Below are 19,711 nucleotides of genomic sequence, written 5' to 3' on the forward strand. Positions count from 1 at the left end.
CCCGGCCATGCCGGGATTGTTCAGGGAATTGCCGCCAGCTCGGTCAAGCGATGACCTGGAGGTCGCTGGCCGTAAGGGAAGGGTGGGTGGTGCCGCCCAGCACCGCGACCTTGATCTGGGCCTGGGCACCCGTACCGTCAGGATCGTAGAACAGGGAACCCGTGGCCTTGTGGTAGATGATCCGGTCACTGCTGTCATGGGCCGCCGAGCCGGCAAAGAATTTTGCAGCACTCAGTGCCACGCCGGCGGAGGTCCCCGCCCCCAGGGCGGTGAAGATGTCGTCGTCCAGCTGGACCTTGTCCGTGCCGTGGACGAAATCCTTGATGGTGTCCAGGTTGGTCGTGGCGTTGGGCGCGCTGTTGAAGACGAACTTGTCCGCGCCGGTGCCACCAGTCAGCGTGTCCTTTCCGGTACTACCCAGGAGCTTGTCATTGCCCGTTCCTCCATTCAGCTTGTCGTTACCCGTGCCCCCGTTCAGGACATCGTTGCCGCCGTTGCCATTCAGGGTGTCGTTGCCAGCCAGACCGTTGAGGGTATTGGCGGCCGAAGTGCCGTTCAGTGTGTCGTTGCCAGCCGTGGGGCCACCGCCGCCACCGCCGGACAGCGTGATGGTGTGGGCCCCACCGCTCTTGTCCGTGTAAGCGATCTTCTCGAAGTTGACCAGCTTCACGTTCAGGTTGTGGCCATTGCTGGCACCGGAAACGGTTACCGAGCCATCGACATTGTTCGTGATGGTGAAGTTCGCGATATTGACCCAGTAGCCGAAATCAAACGTGTCTGACCCCGCCTTGCCATCGAAGCTTGCCAGGGCGTTCGTGGGATCAATGGGCGCAAGCACGTCGTTGCCTGTTGTCGCCCCTGCAAGAATGTTCCAGTTGATGTCGTGCCACCAATAACCTGCCATTTCACTCTCCAAATACAGACATTAAATTCTCAAGTGCTTTGATAAAGCTCACCGTCGTTCGCCAGGGCAAGATAGGGAAACCCTGACCGCTTCAGCCAATCGATGCCCGCATCTTCCTGGAGCATGGCAATGGTCGAATAACTGCCGGCCACGATGGCCAAGGGAGCCACAATGCTGACTGAACGCCAGTAAGCAACAGGCATGCCATTCCTTGGGTCCAGCACGTGGCAGTAACGCCGACCGTCTTTTTCGAAGAATTTTTCATAGTCGCCGCTGGTTGCCAGACCGCCCGCCTGGACCGGGATGGTGGCGACGATCTTGCCGCGCTGGCGCGGGTCCTGGATGGCGATGAGCCAGGGCTGTCCGTCAGGCTGGGAGCCGATGACCCGGATGTCTCCCCCCAGATTCACATAGCCATGGGCCATTCCCAGCTTGGCAACCAGGCTGGCTGCGCTGTCGGCAGCGTATTCCTTGCCGAATCCGCCAAAGTCGACCTCCATGCCGGGCTCGGGCAAACGAACATTTTTCTCATGGCGTTCGACGCGCTGCCACCCGATCAGGGCAAGCAAGGGGGCGAGTGTTTCTGCATCAGGCACGATGCCCGCATCGAAATTCCAGGCCCTTCGAAGCACGCCCGAGGTGATGTCGAACAAGCCGCCGCTGTTGGTGTAAAGAATTCCGGCATAGTTGAACAGCCAGATTGTTTCCTCATCGCACTCGGTCCATGTCCCGGTGCCGGCAGCCTGGTTGACCTGGCTGACCACGCTGTCCGTCCGGTAGCGGGAATACTTGTGTTCGATGCGCCGAACCTCCCCTACCGCCGTTTCCGCCGCCCTGCGCGCCTCTTCTTCATGGGCCGCGCAAAACAGCAGTTCACACCCGCCTCCCATGGCCTTGAACTCGAAGCGATAGGGCTCCAGCTTCACTTTCAGAACTTGCGCGACAGGCCGAGCTGGAGGATACGGGCGCGGAATGGTGCCAAACCCGAGCTCCCTTCGCCCAACAGGCGCCAGGACCCGCGCTGCTCATACAGCTCGTACTTCATGTCCCACGTCCAATTGGCATCGAGTTCCTTGGCGACCTTGATCCCCAAAGTCAGCGCACCGTACGCGGAAATACGTTGATCAAAGCTGCGGTAGGGCAGGCCGGCGGGGACACCGCCAGGCTCCACGAAGAACTGCGCCGCACTTTGGTCGTGCACACGAAAGGATGGGGTCAGGGTCCAGCCCTGGGGGAACGGCTGCACGTATTCCGCCCCCAGGCTATGGGCGCGGATTTCCCAGGAATCCGTGTAATAGCGGTAATTCAGGCGCAGCGTGCCTTCCAATCCCTCGAAGAAATGGTTCCAGCGCAGCATCACCGTGCTCTGCAACCTCTCATTCGGCCGAAAGTCGGCCAGCTTGTAGGGGTCTGTAAAGAAACCATGACCGTTGGTATGTGTGACGGTGAACTGGCCGATGTCCCTGGGGGTGAAGACCTGGGTCACGCCCACCATGACTCCGACCGTATTCTTTTTCCTGTCCAGCCCTTGCGCGGTGATGTGATCGTCGTTGGCGCCCACGCCATAGTGGAAAGTGGTGTTCCTGTCATCGCTGCCGTGGGTCCCCCCCAGGGAGATGCCCCGGGAGGTGTAGTCGTTCTCGTCCGAGAGGTTGGCCCCCACGGTCAATGTGTCATTGGGGAAATATCGTGTAAGGGAGACATCCTCGGCGTTGCGCCGGTCCCGCATGGAGGCGCTTGACATGGTCCACAAGCGTGGCGAGGCCCCTGACACGGCGTCCACGGTGGCGCTGCCCTGGATCATCCATCTGCCCGCGAAAGGCGCCATCACCATGATGGAATGGGCTTTCACGCCGATGCGGTCCTCGCCCGGCTGGCTGTCCTGGTAGTCCAGGTACTTGTAGCTGACCAGGCCATGTTCCGGAAGGTTGTCCGCATGGGCGGCCTGCAGGCAGGGCATGGAGAGGGCTGCCGTGAGGATGGCATTGCCGATCAGTTGGCCTTGCGCGGGGAAAGCCTTGTTTTCTGCCACTGGAGATACCCCGCCTCAGTTGCAGCCGCAACCACCGCCGCCCACGCCAGCCCCCCCTGAAGCACCTTCCTTGCTGAAAAGGATGTGCTCGGTGTACTTGGCGTCCAGGACGTCCGCTTCGAAGGTCATTTCCGGACGCGACAGGGTTCCCTTTTCCCAGGGCTGCACCGGTTCGATCGTGGAACAGGCGCCCAAGCCGATGACTAGGAACGGCGCCATCACCGTGAAGCGTACAAGGCTGGGCATGGTTTTCATTGGGGGGCATTCATGGCAGCGTGTGTCTTCAGCTTCAAAGCCGCCGCTATCTGCTGTTCCAGTTCCGCCTTGTCACTCCCCTTGAAGCCCGTGTGCCGCCAAAGCACCTTGCCATCGCGGCCGATCAGGAAACTGGAAGGCATGCCCTTCACACCGTACAGGCGCGGGGTCTGTCCCTTGGGATCGAAGGCCACGGCGAACGACGCTGGCTGCATTTCCAGGAAACGCCGGGCATCTTCCGGCTTGGCGTCGAGATTGACCGCGACAACCTGCAAGCCCTGGCTGCCGTATCTGCTTTGCAGTTCGTTCATCCAGGGAAAGGACTGCCTGCAAGGGCCGCACCAGGAAGCCCAGTAGTCCAGATACACAAGCTTTCCACTCGCATCTGAAAGCTTGACCGTAGAGGACAGGCCCTGGAGCTGGAATTCGGGCGCGGGGTCGCCAATCTCGATCGCCTGGGCCGGGTTGCCCAGCATGGCCAACGACAGCAGCCAGCCCGCGGCTTGCATGCCACCAAACATCCGTTTCATGGTTACCCCCATAAAAGACTGATTCGATTTGAGTTTTTCTTGTCCGAGGCCGGTGAACGGGCCTGGAACGAAATACTGGACACCAGCATACATCACCATCAAATACTTGTGTGAAAATTTTACACGTTATATTTAAGTCATACCTGAACCAGGTTTTCAAGGTCCCACCTTGCAACCTTGAACTACAAAAAAATCCGGCCTAAGCCGGGTCGCGAGTATGGGAATTGTCCGCCGCAAGTCAAACAGACCCAATACTTCCTTGCCAACACATAAAGGATACGTTCCAGGCATCGACCGCATCCAACCCTTCGGGAATGCTTTACCTTGTCGACCTTTGAACACATCCTCCAATACATGTCCGGACGACGCGAACCCAGCCACCTCATCATCACCGGCGCCAGCAACGGCATTGGCGCGGCGCTGGCCCTGGCATATGCCCGGCCTGGAGTGACCCTGGGACTCATCGGCCGGGATACCGAGCGGCTGTCAAATGTGGCGGATCGATGCCGCGGCCTGGGCGCCCGGGTGACGACGGGCTTGATCGACGTCACCGACGCCAGGGCCCTGCATGACTGGATCCTGGCCTTCGACGACGCCCAGCCCGTGGACCTCGTCATCGCCAACGCGGGCATCGCCAGCACCCTGGCCAGCCAGAAGGACAGCGAATCCTGGGACACGGTGCGGCAGGTATTCGAGGTCAACACCTGGGGCACCCTGAATACCATCACCCCGCTCATGGATCGGATGCGCTCCCGCAGGCACGGTCAGATCGGCATCGTCAGTTCCCTGTCGGCCTATGTGGGCATGCCCATCTCCCCCGCCTATTGCGGCAGCAAGGCGGCCATCAAGGTCTACGGCGAGGCCCTGCGGGGCTGGCTCGCGCCCCGGGGCGTGGGAGTCACTGTGATCTGCCCCGGCTTCGTAAAGTCGGACATGAGCGACCGTTTTCCCGGACCCACCCCCTTCAGGGTCTCTGCCGACAAGGCTGCCCGCATCATCCAGCGGGGTCTGGGCCGCGACCGGGCACGCATCGCCTTTCCCTTCCCCCTCAACCTGAGCATGTGGTTTCTCTCCATACTGCCGCCAGGTCTCAGCCTCTGGCTACAAAAGCGCTTCGGGTTTTTCTGATCGGGTAGCCCGGATAAGGCTGCGGACCAAGACCGGGGAGGTCTGGTCGATATTCCCGGACCCGCTCCCCAATCCCATGCCGGGATCGGTGGCAGCGCATAAAATGCGCGCCTATGCAAAATCGCAGCTTCCTCTTCCTCCAGGGCCCCATTTCCCCCTTCTTTTCCAGGATCGCCCACGCCTTGGTCCGCAAGGGGCACCGGGCCTGGGGCATCAACCTCAGCATCGGCGACCAACTGTTCTGGCGCGGCCCCAATGCACACAATTACCGGGGCCGACTGAAGGACTGGCCTGCTTACATCGAGGGTTTCATGGACCGGCATGGCATCACCGACCTGGTGCTGCTGGGGGAACAGCGGGAATACCACAAGGCTGCCATCCGGGCCGCCAAGGCGCGGGGCATCCGCGTCACGGTGACGGACTTCGGCTACCTGCGGCCGGACTGGATCACCCTGGAGAAGGACGGCATGTCCGCCCATTCCCTGTTTCCCCGCTCACCAGAAGCCATCCTCGAACTGGCGGCCCGCTGCCCGAAGGCGGATTTTTCCCGGCATTACCAGGACAGTTTCTGGCGCATGGCCCTGTGGGACATGACCTACCACTTCGCCAACTACTTCCTGTGGTGGCTGTTTCCCCATTACGAGACCCACAAGCGGGACAATCCCATCCTGGTCTACCTGGGCACCGGACTGCGCCTGTTCCAGAGCCGCTGGAAGAACCCGGCGGCCATGGCCCGGCTCCAGGCCCTGAACGAGGCCGCCACCCCCTTCTTCGTCTTCCCCCTGCAGATGGAAAACGACTTCCAGATCCGGGCGTACTCACCATATCCGGACATGAGCACGCCCATCGCCGAGGTCCTGCGATCCTTCGCTGCCCATGCCCCGGTGGACACCCACCTGCTGGTTAAAGTCCACCCCTGGGATCCGGGCCTCAAGAACTGGGAAAAGATCGTGAACAGGCTCGCCGGTGAAACCTCAGCGGCTGTCCGCATCCACTACGTGGACGGCGGCAGCCTGGACGCCATGTGCCAGACCGCCCGGGGCATGGTCACCATCAACAGCACCTCGGGCCTGTCCGCCCTGAAGTTCGGCTGCCCGGTCATCACCCTGGGCGAAGCCATCTACGACGTGCCGGGCCTTACCCACCAGGGCGGCCTGGACGAATTCTGGGCCCGACCATCCCCGCCGGATCCCGGCCTGCGGGACGCCTTCCTCAACGCCATGGCCGCCACCATCCAGGTGCGCGGCGTGTTCTACAACCAGCCCGGCCTGGACGCGGGCGTGGCTGCGGCCGCGGAGCGGCTCCACCTCCGGACGGTCAACGAAGCGATGCCCTGTCCTTCCGGAAAGACCGAAGCCCCCAACGCCAACGGATGAGGATGGACGACCACGGAACCCGTCAAGATTCTGTGCGGACAGTCACACTGCGATATCTGGGGGTTGCCTATACTTCGGTTGCCAACCGACCCGGCGCCCGACCCCCAAGCCACCAAAGCCTCGTCGGCACGCAGTTTGTGAACAAAGACTCCTGACTTCCTTTCAACATCAACGGAGGAACGCATGATGAAAACTCGCTCGGTTTTCGCGCTATCGGCCCTGCTGCTCAGTTCGGTCGCCTTGTCCGCCCCCATGGAGGACAGGCAGAAATACGAAGCCTGGCTCTCTGAATTCAAGCAGGCGGACCTCAATTACAGCGGCGGGCTTTCCCAGTCCGAACTGGACAAGACCAAGAATTTCCCGCTCATCAAGAAGCGCTTCAAGGACATGGACGTCAACCGGGACGGGCAGGTCACGCCCCTTGAATACGGTCAGTTCATCGACGCGCGCAGGAAGCGTGTGGAAGCACTGTTCAATCAGGTGGATACCAACAAGAGCGGCGGCTTGTCCAAGGTCGAGCTTGGCAAAACCCCCGCAAAACAGTTCCCGAACGTCAAGAAGAACTTCGACGCCATGGACGCCAACCGGGACGGCCAGATCACCCTGGCGGAGCGTGATAACTTCAAGCCCGCGCCCAAGCCCACGCACAAGGCCGCCCCCGCCCAGGACTGGCAGTCGGCCTTCAAGAAGGCGGACCTGAACGACAGCGGCGGACTCTCTGAAGTAGAACTGAAGGGCGTGCCTGCGGGAACCCTGGACGACCTGAAGAAGGGCTTCAAGGAGGCTGATGCCAACCGGGACGGCCAGGTGGCGTTGGCCGAATACCAGGCCTTCCAGGAGGAGGACGAAGAAGAAGAGGAAGACACCTCCGTCATGTCTTTCCTGCAGAACCTGCTGGGCAAGTAATCTACCCGGAACGCCCCCCCGATGCGGGACCAATGACCCCGGGAGTGAAGGGAATCTCCCTCAGGAGCGCGCCAGCCAGCGCGCTCCGCCCTCTTGTGTCCAATCCTCCAGCAGGGCCCGCTCAAGGGGCCAGTCATGGCGATGCCCCGCCTGCTTGCCGACCACGGCATGGTGATAGGCACCTTCCTTGTCCGAGGCCCGCTGGAAACCGGCGAGGCCCACCCCCCGCAGGCCATGGGGCAGCAAACGCCTCAACCAGGCCAGGAACAGCAGTCCAGCCGAGGGGGGCGCGGCCAGTTCCGCCACCAAATCCCGCCACACGTCCAGCGGCACGGTCAGCATGGGCACGTTGCGTTCCAGCAGATCCCGCGCCGCGTGCCAGTTGGAAAGGCGATAGCGCAGGTCGGGCCCGCTGATCACCACCCATCCGCCGCGAAAATCGATCTGCTCCCGTGCGACCCCGGGCATCCTCACCCAGACATCCGTCCTTTCGCCCAAGTCCGCCAGGTCTGAACCCGGTCCGCGGTACTGGTTGAAGCGAACGACGCAGGCGTGGGCGTCTATTGCGGCGCCCAGGCCCGAGCCGATAAGGCCCGAATGGTTGCCCACCACACAAAGGCTTGGCACCGAACGCAGGTGCGCAGCGAACGCGGCCCGGCGCACTTCCTGCTCCCGGTCCAGGCGGGCCATGGCGCTGAGGAAGGGCGACTTGCGCACGAAGGCGGAATCCGCCAGCAAGGCCGCCAGGGGCGGCGATACCTCGCACAGGCGCCGCTTCAGGGGACCCAGGTGGATGGGCGGAGGATGGCCCCGGCCCATGGCCTCCTCGATGAGATTGAAGGCCTCCAGCCAGGCACGGGGGCCCAGCCTGGGCAACACCGCCAGCAGCAGGGGCAGGTGGTGCCTGTGCAGGGGCAGGCCCAGATCACGGCGAAAGGCGAGGTAGGCCACCAGGTCGCCGGCCTGCCTGCTCTTGCGCCAGGCTTCCCGGAATCCCGCCAGGGTGGCGAAGTCATACTGCCCGTCATGCCTGCGCCGGGCGGCCCATTCCCTGCACTGGCGCAAGGGCCAGCCGGACAGGCCCAATTCCGACGTGCGCCCCGCCATGGAAGCTGGCAACGCCCCGGACCTCACGACCGGCCGCCACCCATGGCGGCGATGATGTCAAGGAGCCGCCCCGCCTGGTCCTCCACCCCCGCAAGGGCCAGGACCTTCCGCCGCAACCCCTCCGTCAGGGCGTTGTAACAGGCCTCGTCCCGCAGGCGCTTCAGCGCGCCGTACCAGTCTCCGTCCTCCACTACCAACGCTCCGGCATCCTTGAACCTGGACATGTCCGGATTGGGCGAGCACAAGGTGGGCACCCCCATGTAGCCTGCCTCCAACGCCTTTAGGGCCGACTTGCAGTCGTTGAAGGGTGTCTGCTCCAGGGGGGCCAGGTTGACCCAGACGCCCTGGAAGCGCTGGGGATATTGGTCGAAGGGCACCAGCCCCTCATGAACCAGTTGCGCCTCGGGCACGTCCAGCTTGAAGTTCAGGTGGCCGGTCACCCGCAGCACGGTATCGGGATGCTCCCGCAGGAAGCGTTGCAGATGGCCCGCGACGAGCGCGAAGTCCTGGTCATGGCTGCGTGTGCCCGGCATGTAGGCGATCACGTAGGGCGGCCTGGGCGCATTCGATGCGACCAGTTCCGGGTCGTTTCGCCAGGACCGGAACACAGAGTTGTACAGCACGGATACCGTGCTCCCTGGCAGCAACGCCCTGGCATGTTCGGCCAAAGTGTCCGTTGAAACCGTTACATGGCGGAACCAGGACAGGGCGCGCCGCTGCAGGTGGAAGATGCGCCACTGGATCGGGAGGGGCACCAGGCCGTTGCGTATTGCCGGGGAATACCGCACCAGGCGCGCGTCGAAGATCAGGTCATCCACGTCGGCGATGGTGGCCACCCCCGCGCGACGGTAGCGCCACAACAGCCAGCGCAGCCGCCAGGAAGCCCGGGGACGGTGGAAGACCACCGCGTCCACCTGGTCCGGCGCCGGCGCGTCCTTCATGTGGCAGCGCACCACGTCCAGGCCCTGGCCGGACAGATAGTCGGCCACGTTGTCGCAACGGTAGAAGTAGGATGGGTTCTGGCGGAAGCGACTGGCCACGCGGTTGCAGGCCAGGAAGGCCACGCGCAAGGGGTGTCCGTTCATTCGGGCCGGCCTCTGCATCCTGAAAACGCCAGACTTGAGCCCCGCCTTGCAACCCAGCCCAGGCGCTGGCGAACCGACGGGACGGCGAGCGGATGGATCAGCCGCACCCTGGCTTGATTGGAATCCTGCCCCATGCCGCGGAAGTCAATGCTTCACGGCCGCCAGGATGCCATCGGGCTGATGCGCGGGCTTCGGGTCGTCCATGATGATCCTGTAGCCCATCCCGGCCAGCATCTTCCTGCAACGTACGTGGATGTCCCGGCTGTGGGTGCCCACCAGGAATTGGGCAATGCCGCCGCCATCTGGCATCGCCCGGGAAAATTCCGCCAGCACACCCACTTCCTCTCCCTGGATGTCCATTTGCAGGAGGCCTATGGGCGCCTCCTGGCTACCCACCAACTCTGACAGCGTGATGGCCCGCACCTTCTCCACGCTGGCGTTTTCCCTGACCTTGCCCGACGTGTTCACGAAGCTGCTGTAGTTCATGTCAACGAAGTCCAGATGGCCCGATACGGAGGATATGGCCTCGGGGATGACCGTGAAATCCCTGGCCTCGAAGCCATTCAGACGGAAGTTCTCGGCCATGTAGGCGCGATGCCGCGCCAGGGCCTCCACGGCCACGACCCTGATTTCCGGTCGGTACTTCTTGGCCAGGATGCAGTAGTAGCCCACCGCGGCTCCCACATCCACGTACACGGAGCCCACGGGCATGTCCGTCACCAACTTCAGGAAGATGGCTTCCTCCTCCATTTCGTGCACGTTGTTTCGGGCATAGCGTTCCCGCTGGGCGGGGATGATGTGGTCGTCGTAGATGCGCACGCCGTTGGAAAACGTGTGCACCCGCCGTGCATCTTCCGGGGCAATGCTTGAGCGCTTTGTGAACGGCAATGCCGCAAGCCATGTGGACATTCTGGCTGCAATGCCTGGGATGGGGTTCATGGCTCCTCCGGGAATCGATCTATCACGTGCTTTCTAGCAAAATCGGAAACGAACAGCGCGTCACCGTAGCGTAACTGGCCATTGCCGGCCCTGTGCAGGTCATAGACATCGAAGAGTGAATAGCCGAACCCCGCGAGATGGGTCCAGATTTCGTGAAACAGGGGAGCCCCCTCATAGTGGGGCACGAACATGATTTCACTGTAGATCAGCGTCACCTTTCCACTGGCCAGCAGTGAACGCGCACCCCGCAGGGCCTTCAGTTCCCCGCCCTGGATGTCCAGCTTCAGCACATCGACGGACGAAAGGCCACGGGTTTCCACGAACTCGTCCAGGCTCGTGGCCTCCACCTGGATGCTTGTACGGGTCTCCGCTGCCCTGGGATAATAACGCCTGTCCGAGGCGGGCCTGGGCAGAAGCGAATTGGTGGCGGCCAGGCCGTTGACATAGAAAGTCTCAAGGCCGGACTCGCTGGACACCGCATTGGGGACGACATGAATGTGGTCATCTCCCGCCACCCGCTCGCGCAATGCCGCAATCGAGTCCGGAAAGGGCTCGAAGGCATAGATTTCCGCCTTGGGAAGCAGCTTGCGGTATCGGCTGGCTGTCTGCCCCATGTTGGCGCCCACATCGAAGACCACCGCCCTGTTCCGTTTCATGGCCCTGAGAATGCGCGCCTGGTCCTTGAACGGATCGGGGGGATTTACACCTCTAGGCGTAGCCATCTTCCCGGCACGCCGGTAACCCAGCCGTGCAAGGCCCTTGTCCAGAAATTTCCACATCAGCGCCAAACAACCTCCCAATTCATCCAACTTGTCCGCCAGGGCCCTTCATGGCCATGGCCCAACCTCCGCCGGAGCGGTTATCCACCCACACCGCCCTTACCTGGCCACGACCCGCCGGGTTCGCCAGCAGGACTGTGCCCAACTCGCCAGAGAGAAGTCTTCCCTGGCCAGGGACAGGCCAGGGTGGTGGCAGGGGTCCTCAAACCGGTCCATACGCCATCTGCGGTTCATGTAGGCCGCCTCCGCCTTGAGCCGTCTTCGCTTCTCGGGCGTAATGTCACGACCCCGGCTGGCCGATTCATGGTGATACAGCAGCGCATGGGGCGTCCACACGTTCCGGTAGCCCGCCGCCCCCAGTCGCAGGCAGAAATCCACGTCATTGTACGCAACCGCCAGCTCCCGCTCGTTCAATCCACCCATCCTGACGTATAGATCGCGCCGGATGACCAGGCAGGCCCCCGTGACGGCGGTGCAGTTCTGGGCCACCTGCAGCCGCCCCATGTAACCCGGCGCGTCCCCCGGGAAACCCTTGTGGCCATGGGCGGCGCTGCGCCGCATGCCCACGACGATGCCGGCATGCTGGACGGTACCGTCCGGGTAAAGCAGCTTGGCACCCACGGCGCCCACCTCCGGCCGCATGGCATGGGAAACCATTTCCCGCAGCCAGTCTTCCGAGATGACTTCCACGTCGTCGTTCAGGAGACAGACCACCTCCGCATCCGTGGCGGCCACGGCCATGTTGTTGATGGCGGAGTAGTTGAAGGGCCTCGGGAAGGGCAGCACCCGGACGTCGGGTTTGCCCGCCATGTTTTCGAGGAAGCGCAGCGTGTCGGCATCGTCGGACCGGTTGTCCACGATGAGGACGGAAAAATTGTCATAGCGGGTTCTGTCCAAAAGACTGCCCACGCATTTCCCCAGCAGGGCACCGCCATTGCGGGTGGGGATGATGATCTCGACCCGGGGCAAGGGAACGGGGATCGGGTAACGCACCCGCACGGTGCCCGCCAAAGCGCCCGGTTCCGCGAACGGCCCGCTTGCGCCACCGAGTTCCACCTCCAGCATCCTCATGCGGGCCCGAGCGTCGTCGGGATTGCCGGCCGGGTTGCCGGCACAGTCACGCCGTTGCACCAGCACCCTGGGGATGTGGCGGCACTCCGCGCCTGCCTCAGCCAGGCGAAACAACACGGCCGTGCGCCATTCGTCCTCCGCCCCAACGACACGCTCCAGCTGGGCAACCAGGGGATCCCGCCGGATGGCCAGGAACCCGCTCACGTAGTCCATGCCGCGGAACAGTTCCGGGTTCCATGCGGGCTTGAGCATGAGCCTGGCCGCTCCATCCGAGGCCATGCACGCGACATCGCCGTAAAGAAGATCCGCGGCGGGGAACTTGTCGATGGCACGGGCCAGGTCATGCAAGGCATTGGCCGGAAGACGATCTGAGAGGGCAAGCTCCACCACGTATTCCCCCCTGGCATTGGCGACGGCCTGCCGCATGGCCGCCATTGCGCCACCTGGCGAAGCCTGGACGATCCGCAACCTGCCCTCCCCAATAGGCGGCGGGGACAACTCCGCCAAGACCCGGTCCACGCAAAGCACCAGATCCCAGGCGGGATAGGTCTGGGCTTCCAGGCCATGGCAGAAAGCCGCCACGTCCCCAGCCCCCTCATGGGCAATGGCGATGAGTGTGATGTGGGGCATCCCGGCCCCCGCCCCCGTGCATGCGCCTGGCATGCGCCGGAGGCGGCTCATCAGCCTCCCCAGGCTCCACCCGCAACATGCGTCGGCCAACTTCAGTTCCGCCCCCGTCCCGCCAGCAGCCCACCCAGCCAGTGAACCCAGCCCGCAGGCCAGGCGCATCGCCGCTTGGCGTCCCGCAGGATGGTGCGCGGCAGTTCCTTGCGGAATACCGGGTCTTCGCCCCGGCTCAATCCCGCCCGGTCGTTGTACTCGGCCACCAGACGGTCCACCCAACGAATGGACAACCCGGGATGCCGGAAGCAGCGGATGTTCAGGTCCCAGTCCGCCCAGATCGGATACCGAAGGCTGAAACCGCCCACCCGCTCGAACAGCGACCGCCGGTAGAACACGGCCTGATGGCAGATGTTGGCCTCGAACAGCAGCCGGTCCAGGCTCCACTCGCCGCCGTAGCGGTTACCCGTGCTCCTGTTGATGACGTCGCCGTAAAGCATGTCCGGCGTAACATCCCGCAGTTGGGCGGCCACGTCGGCGAGCACGTCCGGGTCGTGCAAGCGGTCGTCTGCCCCCATGAAGTAAAGCCATTGTCCCCGTGACAGGGTGATGCCCTTGTTCATGGCCTCATAGGGGCCTCGATCCGCTTCGACGCGCACGTGCAGGGTATGGCCCACCTTGCCGGCGTAGGGCCGCGCCAGGTCCGCCGTGTTGTCCGCGGAACCCCCGTCCAGGATCCAGACATCGAAATCCTCGAAGGACTGGCCCGCAAGAGACCGCAGGCAGTCGTCGATGCTCGCCGCGGCATCGCGTGTCGGGATCACGACGGAGATAAGGGGCGCGGCATGGGTTTCCATGACGGACTGGTTCAATTCGCACCCTGGCCTTGGGAATCGGCTACGTAAAAGGCGGCGTCAAGCGCCATCTGAAGACCGGCCCAGGTGCCACTCCGTCAGGACCGCCCGGCATTGGAGGCAATCCAGTTTCCCCAGCAGGGCCCGCACCCCGTCCGCATCGGCGGAGGCACGAAGGCCGATCAATGTCTCCGGCACGTCGCAAGCGTCATCGATATGGGCCGAGAAAGCCCAGAGCCCCTGATTGGAGAAGGAGCTGTTGATATCCCACTTCGTCGCGTTCAACGCCTGCACTTGCCGAACCGCATGGGCGGGAACGCCCAATTCCCGTTCCAGGAGAAGCGGCACGATGTCCGCCGGGGCTTTTCCTTCAGGCAGGCGCCCCCCCGGAAAATCCAGGGTATGCCGGCACACTCCCGGCCGAAAGGTGGGTTTCGCGGTCAAGAGTTGACCCCTGTGGATGGGCAGAACGATGACCGAGTCCACCTTCTCCACGCGCCAGTATTCGAGTTCCTTGCCCTTGTCGCAGATCCAGCGTTCCCCCACCAGGGTCACCCACCTGGATGAAACGCGCACCAACTCGTTGGTCAGTGTCCAGTCGCCCAAGAACTTCGATACATCTTTCATTGCTGGATCCCCAGGATGTCAGGCTGGCCCAGAGCAGACGACTGCATCCGTGTCACTCCCTCAAGAAGCAGCGGCTTGCCGAGGCTGACACTCTTGACGTCCACGGCCCCGACGAATCTCAAGTGGGACCATCTTCTGAAACGATAGCCCGCCTGGCCAGCCAAACTGGGGCCATCGAGAAGGGTGTTTCCCTGCTGGTCCGCTATATGTCGCACACTGAACCACGGCCATAGTTCCGCCTTCTTGATTTTCCTGGGTGCCCGGAAATCAACGGCCTCCCCTCTATGTGGGCGGCCTGCGCCAACCGCCTCGCTGCCGCTGACTTCGATCACCATCAACTCATGCTCACCTTTCGGATCATCCACCTCAGCCACGGCCAGCATCGAAGAATCGGGATCCTTCAATACGGCCGAGATCTCCAATTTCTGGTACGGCTCCAGCGACCGTTCGTAATCAAGCAGCAGGTCGTGCTCGCCCTCCATCTTCCCGGTAACGGGGGACAGGCGAAGGACGTCCTCGGCCCGATCCGTAAAGAGCGTGGCATCCGGCCAGCCCCAGGTTGAGATGGCCCTGGCCGTGAACACGATCCCGACAGGCATCTCGGGCACTCTAACCTTGTCGTTGAGCAGGATTTCGCCTTCGCCCGGCGCCAGTCTCAGAACGCCCTTTCGAGGCGTTCCCTCCAGGGTGAATTTCGTGCCATCCAGTTTCAGGCGCCCCCCCTTGCCATCGTCCGGCGCCACCACCACCAGCCCATGGGCAAACTCGCGCTTGTACAGGCCACCAGCCACGCTGTATGGCCCTAGGGCCTGACCGAGCTTGATGCCCCAGTCCTTGTAAACGTCGAGGCCACCCGCACGCCCTTTCTGCGTCGGCACCTGGAAAGTGGCGTGGTACTTGAATTGGTCCTTCCCCCGCTTGGCCAGCAAATACGAAGCGAACAGATAGCGTTGCCAACGGTAGTCGTCAAGGTAGTCCGTGTACTTCCATGGCCCCCGCGCGAAGACCATGACTGCCTTGCTCCTGGGTAAACGGGACATGATGGACAGATAGGGCAAGACATCCTTTGAGAAACCATGGCTCGCTTCGTTGGGGTTCATCCCGAAGTATTCCACCGCGACGGCGTCGGTGTTCTCCAGCAACCTCGCCTGGTCTTCCAGCATACCCGGCGCGAAATTCCACAAGCCGTTGTACATCAGGTACGCGTCTTCCCCCACCCTGCTGCGCAATGACCTGAACAGATCGTCCATGCCCTGGGCATAGCGGTCGCAATAGCCGGTTTCCTGCTGACAGATCCGGGCAAGAAATTTCGGCCGCGTACTGGGGTTCCGCATGGACAGATCCACCGCAAAACCATCCACCCCAAGACGGCGTTGGTTGCGCACCAGGTTGTCCACAAGGTTGTAGCGCGCGCCGGCGTTGGTCACATCGACGAACTTGATCACGCCCTGGTTCTCGTCTCGCGTCTGGCCCAGGGGCCTGCCCACCTCAACGCCCTTCAGCAGTGCCGCCTCGATTCGCCCCGACTCGGGGACTCGCGTTGCCCAGGCATAGGACAACACTGGCGCGCCTGTGGTGGAATGGCGCTTCAGCGTTTCCACCACGCTGGTGAATGAACGGCCTTCGTCCGACAGGTTGGGAGAAGCCCTCAGCACGACAACCCCCGCCCGCTTCCCGATCTCGTCCGCCACCCGGCCATCGATCTGCTGGTTGGCGCGCAAAGCGAACCAGTAGGCGACTTCCCCGTCCGCGAGGGAAGTGCAGGCCTGCAGGAGGGACATGGAAGCGACCAGCCCCCATAGCGCCAACCTCATCGCATGGGACAACCTGCCGGGGGCCATGATCGCTTTCAAGACTGCATCCTTTCTGATGAACAGGTCGTCACCCCTTGGCGACGATGAGATTCTCGTCGCAGACGATGTCTGCGTTCTCCCGCATTTCCTCCAGCATCGAATCCTCGTCTGTATTCCTGCTGTCCGGAGGCTTCTCGCCACCCCGGGCTTGCTTTCCGCTGACCAGGTTGCTCATGAACACACCCATGACATGATCGACCCCCTCCTGGCGTACGTTGCGCAGGTCCTGTTCGTAGTAGGCACCCTTGTTGTAGAAGCCAGTAATGATTTCATACGAAGGGAAGTAATAAGTCCTGTCAAACGCTTTTGCCAAGTCCTGGGCCACGGCCCTCAGCACGGACTTGCTGTAGGTAGTCGCGCTGAGCGCATGTTCATTTTCATAGGTGGCGATCAAAGGCACGGGGGATACGGTGAATATCACTTTCGCCTCGGGGTTGACCTTGAAGAGCAGGCCCAGGAAATCGACCATGTCATCCCGGATCTCGTTGTACGTGAAGTTCTTGAAGCGGTAGTTGGCATAGCTTCCATGCAGGCTCACGACACCGGGGGCGACCGGATAGACCGCCCCATCGGCCAGGTTGATCCAGGATTCGGTCAGCCCCAGGGTGAACACGAATACATCCAGGGTCTCGAGCATCTTCCTGACAGCGTCCAGGTGAACCTTCCGGCTTGCCTGGAGGGATGCCACGTCATCGAATTCGTCGCCCACATTGGGGCGGAACGGGTCTAAGAGTTTTCCTGACTTGCCAATCCATTCCGTCTCATTCGGCGTGTACCGGCCATATGCCATCCTGGCGAGTTGCAGCAGCTGCCTTGCGGTATAGATGTTGCCGTAGCGGGCCGAGAACATTCCGTAGCGCTTCGACTGGGCCTCGGCCTCCGACATCCATTCCGGCGCTGGCTCCGCGACGTAGTAGTTAAGCCCGTTGGAGGTCAGTGTCTTGGAAATGTGCTGGGCAAAGCAACTTCCTGCCGTCGCGACTCGGGATCCCGGATCAATGATGGGCGTGGGGCCGTAGACGGAAGTCAGGTCCCGCATTGTTCCAATCTCAGCCACCGAATTCTTCCAGAAATGCTGGGGCGGGAGGTTCGCGTACGGGTTGACGCGGGTCGGTTCCTGCCTGGATATGGCCTGCCTATGTTCCTTCAACGCCCGCTTGAAGGCCTCGAAGCGCGTGTCGCTCGGCACCAGCTGGTCCCCCGCCTGGGAAAAAAGGCGATAGCAGTGCCGGATGAATCGCCTGGCATCATAGGTCTTGAGCTTCATCGCGTAGGAGCACGTCGATGAAATGATTGAATTTCCCAGGTCGTTCTCGTTGTTGTAGGTCGGGAACACGTCCCCGTTCCTGCCCCGGTTGACCACCAGCATCTCGGCGTCGATCTCGCTCCGTTCCAGTTCCATGCGATCACATAGATGCAGGGCGATGTCCACCATCACGAACAGTTTCGGATGCCCCGGGTTCAGCATGAACGGGGCCTTCATGTGCCACCTGTCGAAGTAGTAGTGACCGCACATCCCGTTCTTGTCGAGCACGCTGATAAGCTGCCGCTTGGCTACCGGAAACATGCTCTTGTAGTTGAGGCGCGCAATGAATTCCTCGCAAAAAAGGGCAAGGCATTCTTCCTCCGACAACCCGCTCAAGTACGAGTACAGGGCTATGGCCGACACGCGTACCGGGTTGCCTTCCCCGTTTTTCTTGCGCAGGGGCACCATGTCCGGGTGGTAGCCATTGAAGACCACGTTCGGAAAGGTCATCACACGGGGGTTGGCCTTGTTGCGCTCGATCAGTGCCTCGAGCCGGGAATGGTCCTGGAGCAGCACGAAATCGTAGGGGGCGATATCGACCGGTTCGGCTTCATAGGACGTGATGTCGACGCGGGTGACCTTCGCGTTGCTCAGGACCAGACTCAATATCTGGTTCAATATTTCCGAATGGCAGTTGCCGATCAGCAGGATATCCATATGCCCCATTCACGCGCCCGTCATTGATTGGCCGTCAGCCCGGAACTTTCTCGAACAAGTTGCCATATCCGAGGAGTTTCAGTTCGATCTCGAACTTATCCAGGAATTTCCGGACCACATCCGGCGAGAAGTACTCCGGGAAATAGTACGCGCTCATCTTGTTGAAGAAGATCTTCTTGCCCTGAAGCGCGCGCAGGCCCTGGTCCACCTTTTCCGCGGCGGCGGTGATTTCCTCGGCCGAAAAGATGAACAGGCGCTGCAGCGGAATGAAGCTTTCAGGCCCCATGAGCAGATCCTCGTAGCGGAAGATGACCGAGGGCAGCGTCTCGCTCGCCTTTCTCCACGACATGCAATGTTCCAGCCAGCCGCCCTTGGTCATGTTGCGCATCCCGGGAATGGCCGTCTCCAGTTCGGCAAAACGGCTCAGGGCATGGTCGAGGTTCTTCCTCGGGATGTCCTCCAGTTTGGTCTCCACCCATTTTTCATAGGGAATCGGCCTGTCGAACCCGAGCAACTCGGAAAAGATCGTGCGCTGGAATTCCCTGTCGTCCTGTCTTTTCTCGTATTGCACCCGGGTGAAGTTGATGTAGGACAGGAGCATGTCCAGGGGATTGCGCATCACGTAGACGAACCCCACCGTCTTCAGGCCCAGTTCAGGATGGATTTCCTGGTTTTCCAGGTAACCGCTGTGCGTCTTGAGAACGGTAGTCCTGCCCCTTGAAACCCCCTTCTGGATACCCCTGACGACGCTGGGCTGACGGTTCTCCGCCTTCATTTTGTATACATCGAGGTCGGCGGCGGGAAAACCATAGGAACGGCCCGCTCCGCGCACCACAGCCTGGACCCAGGTATTGCCAGACTTGGGAAACGAAACCACCCAGATGACGGACTTTGCCTTTTCGCTGTTCAAGTTCTCATTCATGTTGAAAGTCCCAACCGGTAGTCAAAACGCATAATTGAACAGTTCGAAGTCCTTCGCGTATCGCTTGTACATCAGTTTCCTGCCCTCCTCCGAATAGCTTTCGCGGTATTCCGGGCTCTTTCCGGAATTCAGCAGGTGCGGCAATGTGACCCCGACCAGGCCGATCTTGTCGAAGATGTAGGCGACTTCATCCGCAAGCCTCTCGAACTTGGCCGCGTAGTCGATCAACAGGCGTCCCTGGGAATCCGAGACGAAGGTGAATTGCGACTTGAAGTGGTTATCCGCCTCCTTGTCGGGTATGGACGCGATCGCCCTCAGGAAATCATCGAAGGGCATGTCGTGCTTGAAGGTGTCGCCGTAGCGCTGGAAGCCCTTGTGGATTCCATTCACGAAACTCGGATTGTTTACCCTATGGTTGGCGACCTTGTTCCGGTAACAGGAGAGGATGCGGGAGAAGGGGTTCCGCACCACCGCGAACTTGAAATAGTCGGCATAGTCGGCTGCAACCCGGTCACGTTCGGCGAATGGGAAGTCCCTCTTATGCGGCTGGCTGGTCGGGTTCTGTGGATCCGGCGGCGTCAAGCCCAGCGCATCGGAAAAGACGACCTTGAGGCTTGAGGAGGCCACCTTGGGCACGGGGAAATAGATTGCCTTGTACCTTTCCAGGAGGATGTTGTTTTCCTTGCGGTATGCGAAATTTTTGGCGTTACCGGGGTTCATCTGGGAGCTCTTGAGGTTGAGTGTCTTGTGGGAAATCGA

The 19,711-nt window shown here is 61.7% G+C and carries 19 protein-coding genes; 3 read left to right on the forward strand and 16 right to left on the reverse strand.

Translation table 11 applies throughout. From position 1 onward, the window contains the following. Nucleotides 1-43: 43 nt before the first annotated feature. The 5 genes from H6935_14300 to H6935_14320 form a co-directional block, all read right to left on the reverse strand. A complete protein-coding gene (locus H6935_14300) occupies nucleotides 44-904 on the reverse strand; it encodes a calcium-binding protein (protein MCP5279508.1) in 861 nt (286 codons plus the stop codon). A gap of 29 nt (nucleotides 905-933) precedes the next feature. Further along, a complete protein-coding gene (locus tag H6935_14305; protein MCP5279509.1) occupies nucleotides 934-1,794 on the reverse strand; it encodes an FAD:protein FMN transferase in 861 nt (286 codons plus the stop codon). A gap of 38 nt (nucleotides 1,795-1,832) precedes the next feature. After that, a complete protein-coding gene (locus H6935_14310) occupies nucleotides 1,833-2,864 on the reverse strand; it encodes a DUF3570 domain-containing protein (protein ID MCP5279510.1) in 1,032 nt (343 codons plus the stop codon). 87 nt (nucleotides 2,865-2,951) lie between these two features. Further along, nucleotides 2,952-3,182 carry a DUF4266 domain-containing protein gene (locus tag H6935_14315; protein MCP5279511.1) on the reverse strand — a complete coding sequence of 77 codons (231 nt, stop codon included), beginning with the start codon at nucleotides 3,180-3,182 and terminating at the stop codon, nucleotides 2,952-2,954. 5 nt (nucleotides 3,183-3,187) lie between these two features. Further along, nucleotides 3,188-3,721: a TlpA family protein disulfide reductase gene (locus H6935_14320; GenBank protein ID MCP5279512.1), complete on the reverse strand. Its 534-nt coding sequence runs from the start codon at nucleotides 3,719-3,721 to the stop codon at nucleotides 3,188-3,190. Nucleotides 3,722-4,075: 354 nt separating this feature from the next. Between H6935_14320 and H6935_14325 the strand changes: the two genes are divergently transcribed. The 3 genes from H6935_14325 to H6935_14335 all read left to right on the forward strand — a co-directional run bounded on the left by H6935_14325 (nucleotide 4,076) and on the right by H6935_14335 (nucleotide 7,131). Then, the gene (locus tag H6935_14325; protein ID MCP5279513.1) at nucleotides 4,076-4,849 is read left to right on the forward strand and encodes an SDR family NAD(P)-dependent oxidoreductase; all 774 of its coding nucleotides are present in this window, start codon (nucleotides 4,076-4,078) and stop codon (nucleotides 4,847-4,849) included. Nucleotides 4,850-4,962: 113 nt separating this feature from the next. Beyond that, entirely contained in the window at nucleotides 4,963-6,225 is a 1,263-nt protein-coding gene (locus H6935_14330; protein ID MCP5279514.1) for a capsular biosynthesis protein, read from the forward strand. A gap of 183 nt (nucleotides 6,226-6,408) precedes the next feature. After that, nucleotides 6,409-7,131, forward strand: a complete 723-nt coding sequence (locus H6935_14335) for a hypothetical protein (protein MCP5279515.1) — start codon at nucleotides 6,409-6,411, stop codon at nucleotides 7,129-7,131. Between the two features lie 60 nt (nucleotides 7,132-7,191). Here the strand turns inward: H6935_14335 and H6935_14340 are convergent, their stop codons facing one another. The 11 genes from H6935_14340 to H6935_14390 form a co-directional block, all read right to left on the reverse strand. Beyond that, the gene (locus H6935_14340) at nucleotides 7,192-8,238 is read right to left on the reverse strand and encodes a glycosyltransferase family 29 protein (protein ID MCP5279516.1); all 1,047 of its coding nucleotides are present in this window, start codon (nucleotides 8,236-8,238) and stop codon (nucleotides 7,192-7,194) included. Between the two features lie 23 nt (nucleotides 8,239-8,261). Beyond that, a complete protein-coding gene (locus tag H6935_14345; GenBank protein ID MCP5279517.1) occupies nucleotides 8,262-9,323 on the reverse strand; it encodes a hypothetical protein in 1,062 nt (353 codons plus the stop codon). A gap of 144 nt (nucleotides 9,324-9,467) precedes the next feature. Continuing rightward, a complete protein-coding gene (locus H6935_14350; protein MCP5279518.1) occupies nucleotides 9,468-10,163 on the reverse strand; it encodes an FkbM family methyltransferase in 696 nt (231 codons plus the stop codon). Between the two features lie 95 nt (nucleotides 10,164-10,258). Continuing rightward, the gene (locus tag H6935_14355; protein MCP5279519.1) at nucleotides 10,259-10,918 is read right to left on the reverse strand and encodes an FkbM family methyltransferase; all 660 of its coding nucleotides are present in this window, start codon (nucleotides 10,916-10,918) and stop codon (nucleotides 10,259-10,261) included. Nucleotides 10,919-11,140: 222 nt separating this feature from the next. Next, the gene (locus tag H6935_14360; protein ID MCP5279520.1) at nucleotides 11,141-12,793 is read right to left on the reverse strand and encodes a glycosyltransferase; all 1,653 of its coding nucleotides are present in this window, start codon (nucleotides 12,791-12,793) and stop codon (nucleotides 11,141-11,143) included. 41 nt (nucleotides 12,794-12,834) lie between these two features. Further along, a complete protein-coding gene (locus tag H6935_14365; protein ID MCP5279521.1) occupies nucleotides 12,835-13,590 on the reverse strand; it encodes a glycosyltransferase in 756 nt (251 codons plus the stop codon). Nucleotides 13,591-13,647: 57 nt separating this feature from the next. Next, the gene (locus H6935_14370; protein ID MCP5279522.1) at nucleotides 13,648-14,214 is read right to left on the reverse strand and encodes an NUDIX hydrolase; all 567 of its coding nucleotides are present in this window, start codon (nucleotides 14,212-14,214) and stop codon (nucleotides 13,648-13,650) included. Further along, entirely contained in the window at nucleotides 14,211-16,067 is a 1,857-nt protein-coding gene (locus tag H6935_14375; GenBank protein MCP5279523.1) for a hypothetical protein, read from the reverse strand. Before H6935_14375 ends, H6935_14370 begins: the two co-directional genes overlap by 4 nt. Nucleotides 16,068-16,095: 28 nt before the next feature. Beyond that, a complete protein-coding gene (locus H6935_14380) occupies nucleotides 16,096-18,030 on the reverse strand; it encodes a GSCFA domain-containing protein (GenBank protein MCP5279524.1) in 1,935 nt (644 codons plus the stop codon). 34 nt (nucleotides 18,031-18,064) lie between these two features. Next, nucleotides 18,065-18,952, reverse strand: a complete 888-nt coding sequence (locus tag H6935_14385; GenBank protein MCP5279525.1) for a sulfotransferase domain-containing protein — start codon at nucleotides 18,950-18,952, stop codon at nucleotides 18,065-18,067. Nucleotides 18,953-18,973: 21 nt separating this feature from the next. Then, a complete protein-coding gene (locus H6935_14390) occupies nucleotides 18,974-19,672 on the reverse strand; it encodes a sulfotransferase family 2 domain-containing protein (GenBank protein ID MCP5279526.1) in 699 nt (232 codons plus the stop codon). Nucleotides 19,673-19,711: the final 39 nt, after the last annotated feature.

Source organism: Thiobacillus sp. (genome assembly GCA_024235835.1).
Classification (GTDB): Bacteria; Pseudomonadota; Gammaproteobacteria; order Burkholderiales; family Thiobacillaceae; genus PFJX01.

Excerpts from the sequence above, each read along its gene's own strand:
- H6935_14300 (MCP5279508.1), bottom strand. The coding sequence starts at position 904 with ATGGCAGGTTATTGGTGGCACGACATCAACTGGAACATTCTTGCAGGG.
- H6935_14305 (MCP5279509.1), bottom strand. The coding sequence starts at position 1,794 with ATGGGAGGCGGGTGTGAACTGCTGTTTTGCGCGGCCCATGAAGAAGAG.
- H6935_14310 (MCP5279510.1), bottom strand. The coding sequence starts at position 2,864 with ATGCCCTGCCTGCAGGCCGCCCATGCGGACAACCTTCCGGAACATGGC.
- H6935_14315 (MCP5279511.1), bottom strand. The coding sequence starts at position 3,182 with ATGCCCAGCCTTGTACGCTTCACGGTGATGGCGCCGTTCCTAGTCATC.
- H6935_14320 (MCP5279512.1), bottom strand. The coding sequence starts at position 3,721 with ATGAAACGGATGTTTGGTGGCATGCAAGCCGCGGGCTGGCTGCTGTCG.
- H6935_14325 (MCP5279513.1), top strand. The coding sequence starts at position 4,076 with ATGTCCGGACGACGCGAACCCAGCCACCTCATCATCACCGGCGCCAGC.
- H6935_14330 (MCP5279514.1), top strand. The coding sequence starts at position 4,963 with ATGCAAAATCGCAGCTTCCTCTTCCTCCAGGGCCCCATTTCCCCCTTC.
- H6935_14335 (MCP5279515.1), top strand. The coding sequence starts at position 6,409 with ATGATGAAAACTCGCTCGGTTTTCGCGCTATCGGCCCTGCTGCTCAGT.
- H6935_14340 (MCP5279516.1), bottom strand. The coding sequence starts at position 8,238 with ATGGCGGGGCGCACGTCGGAATTGGGCCTGTCCGGCTGGCCCTTGCGC.
- H6935_14345 (MCP5279517.1), bottom strand. The coding sequence starts at position 9,323 with ATGAACGGACACCCCTTGCGCGTGGCCTTCCTGGCCTGCAACCGCGTG.
- H6935_14355 (MCP5279519.1), bottom strand. The coding sequence starts at position 10,918 with ATGAAACGGAACAGGGCGGTGGTCTTCGATGTGGGCGCCAACATGGGG.
- H6935_14360 (MCP5279520.1), bottom strand. The coding sequence starts at position 12,793 with ATGAGCCGCCTCCGGCGCATGCCAGGCGCATGCACGGGGGCGGGGGCC.
- H6935_14365 (MCP5279521.1), bottom strand. The coding sequence starts at position 13,590 with ATGGAAACCCATGCCGCGCCCCTTATCTCCGTCGTGATCCCGACACGC.
- H6935_14370 (MCP5279522.1), bottom strand. The coding sequence starts at position 14,214 with ATGAAAGATGTATCGAAGTTCTTGGGCGACTGGACACTGACCAACGAG.
- H6935_14380 (MCP5279524.1), bottom strand. The coding sequence starts at position 18,030 with ATGGATATCCTGCTGATCGGCAACTGCCATTCGGAAATATTGAACCAG.
- H6935_14385 (MCP5279525.1), bottom strand. The coding sequence starts at position 18,952 with ATGAATGAGAACTTGAACAGCGAAAAGGCAAAGTCCGTCATCTGGGTG.
- H6935_14390 (MCP5279526.1), bottom strand. The coding sequence starts at position 19,672 with ATGAACCCCGGTAACGCCAAAAATTTCGCATACCGCAAGGAAAACAAC.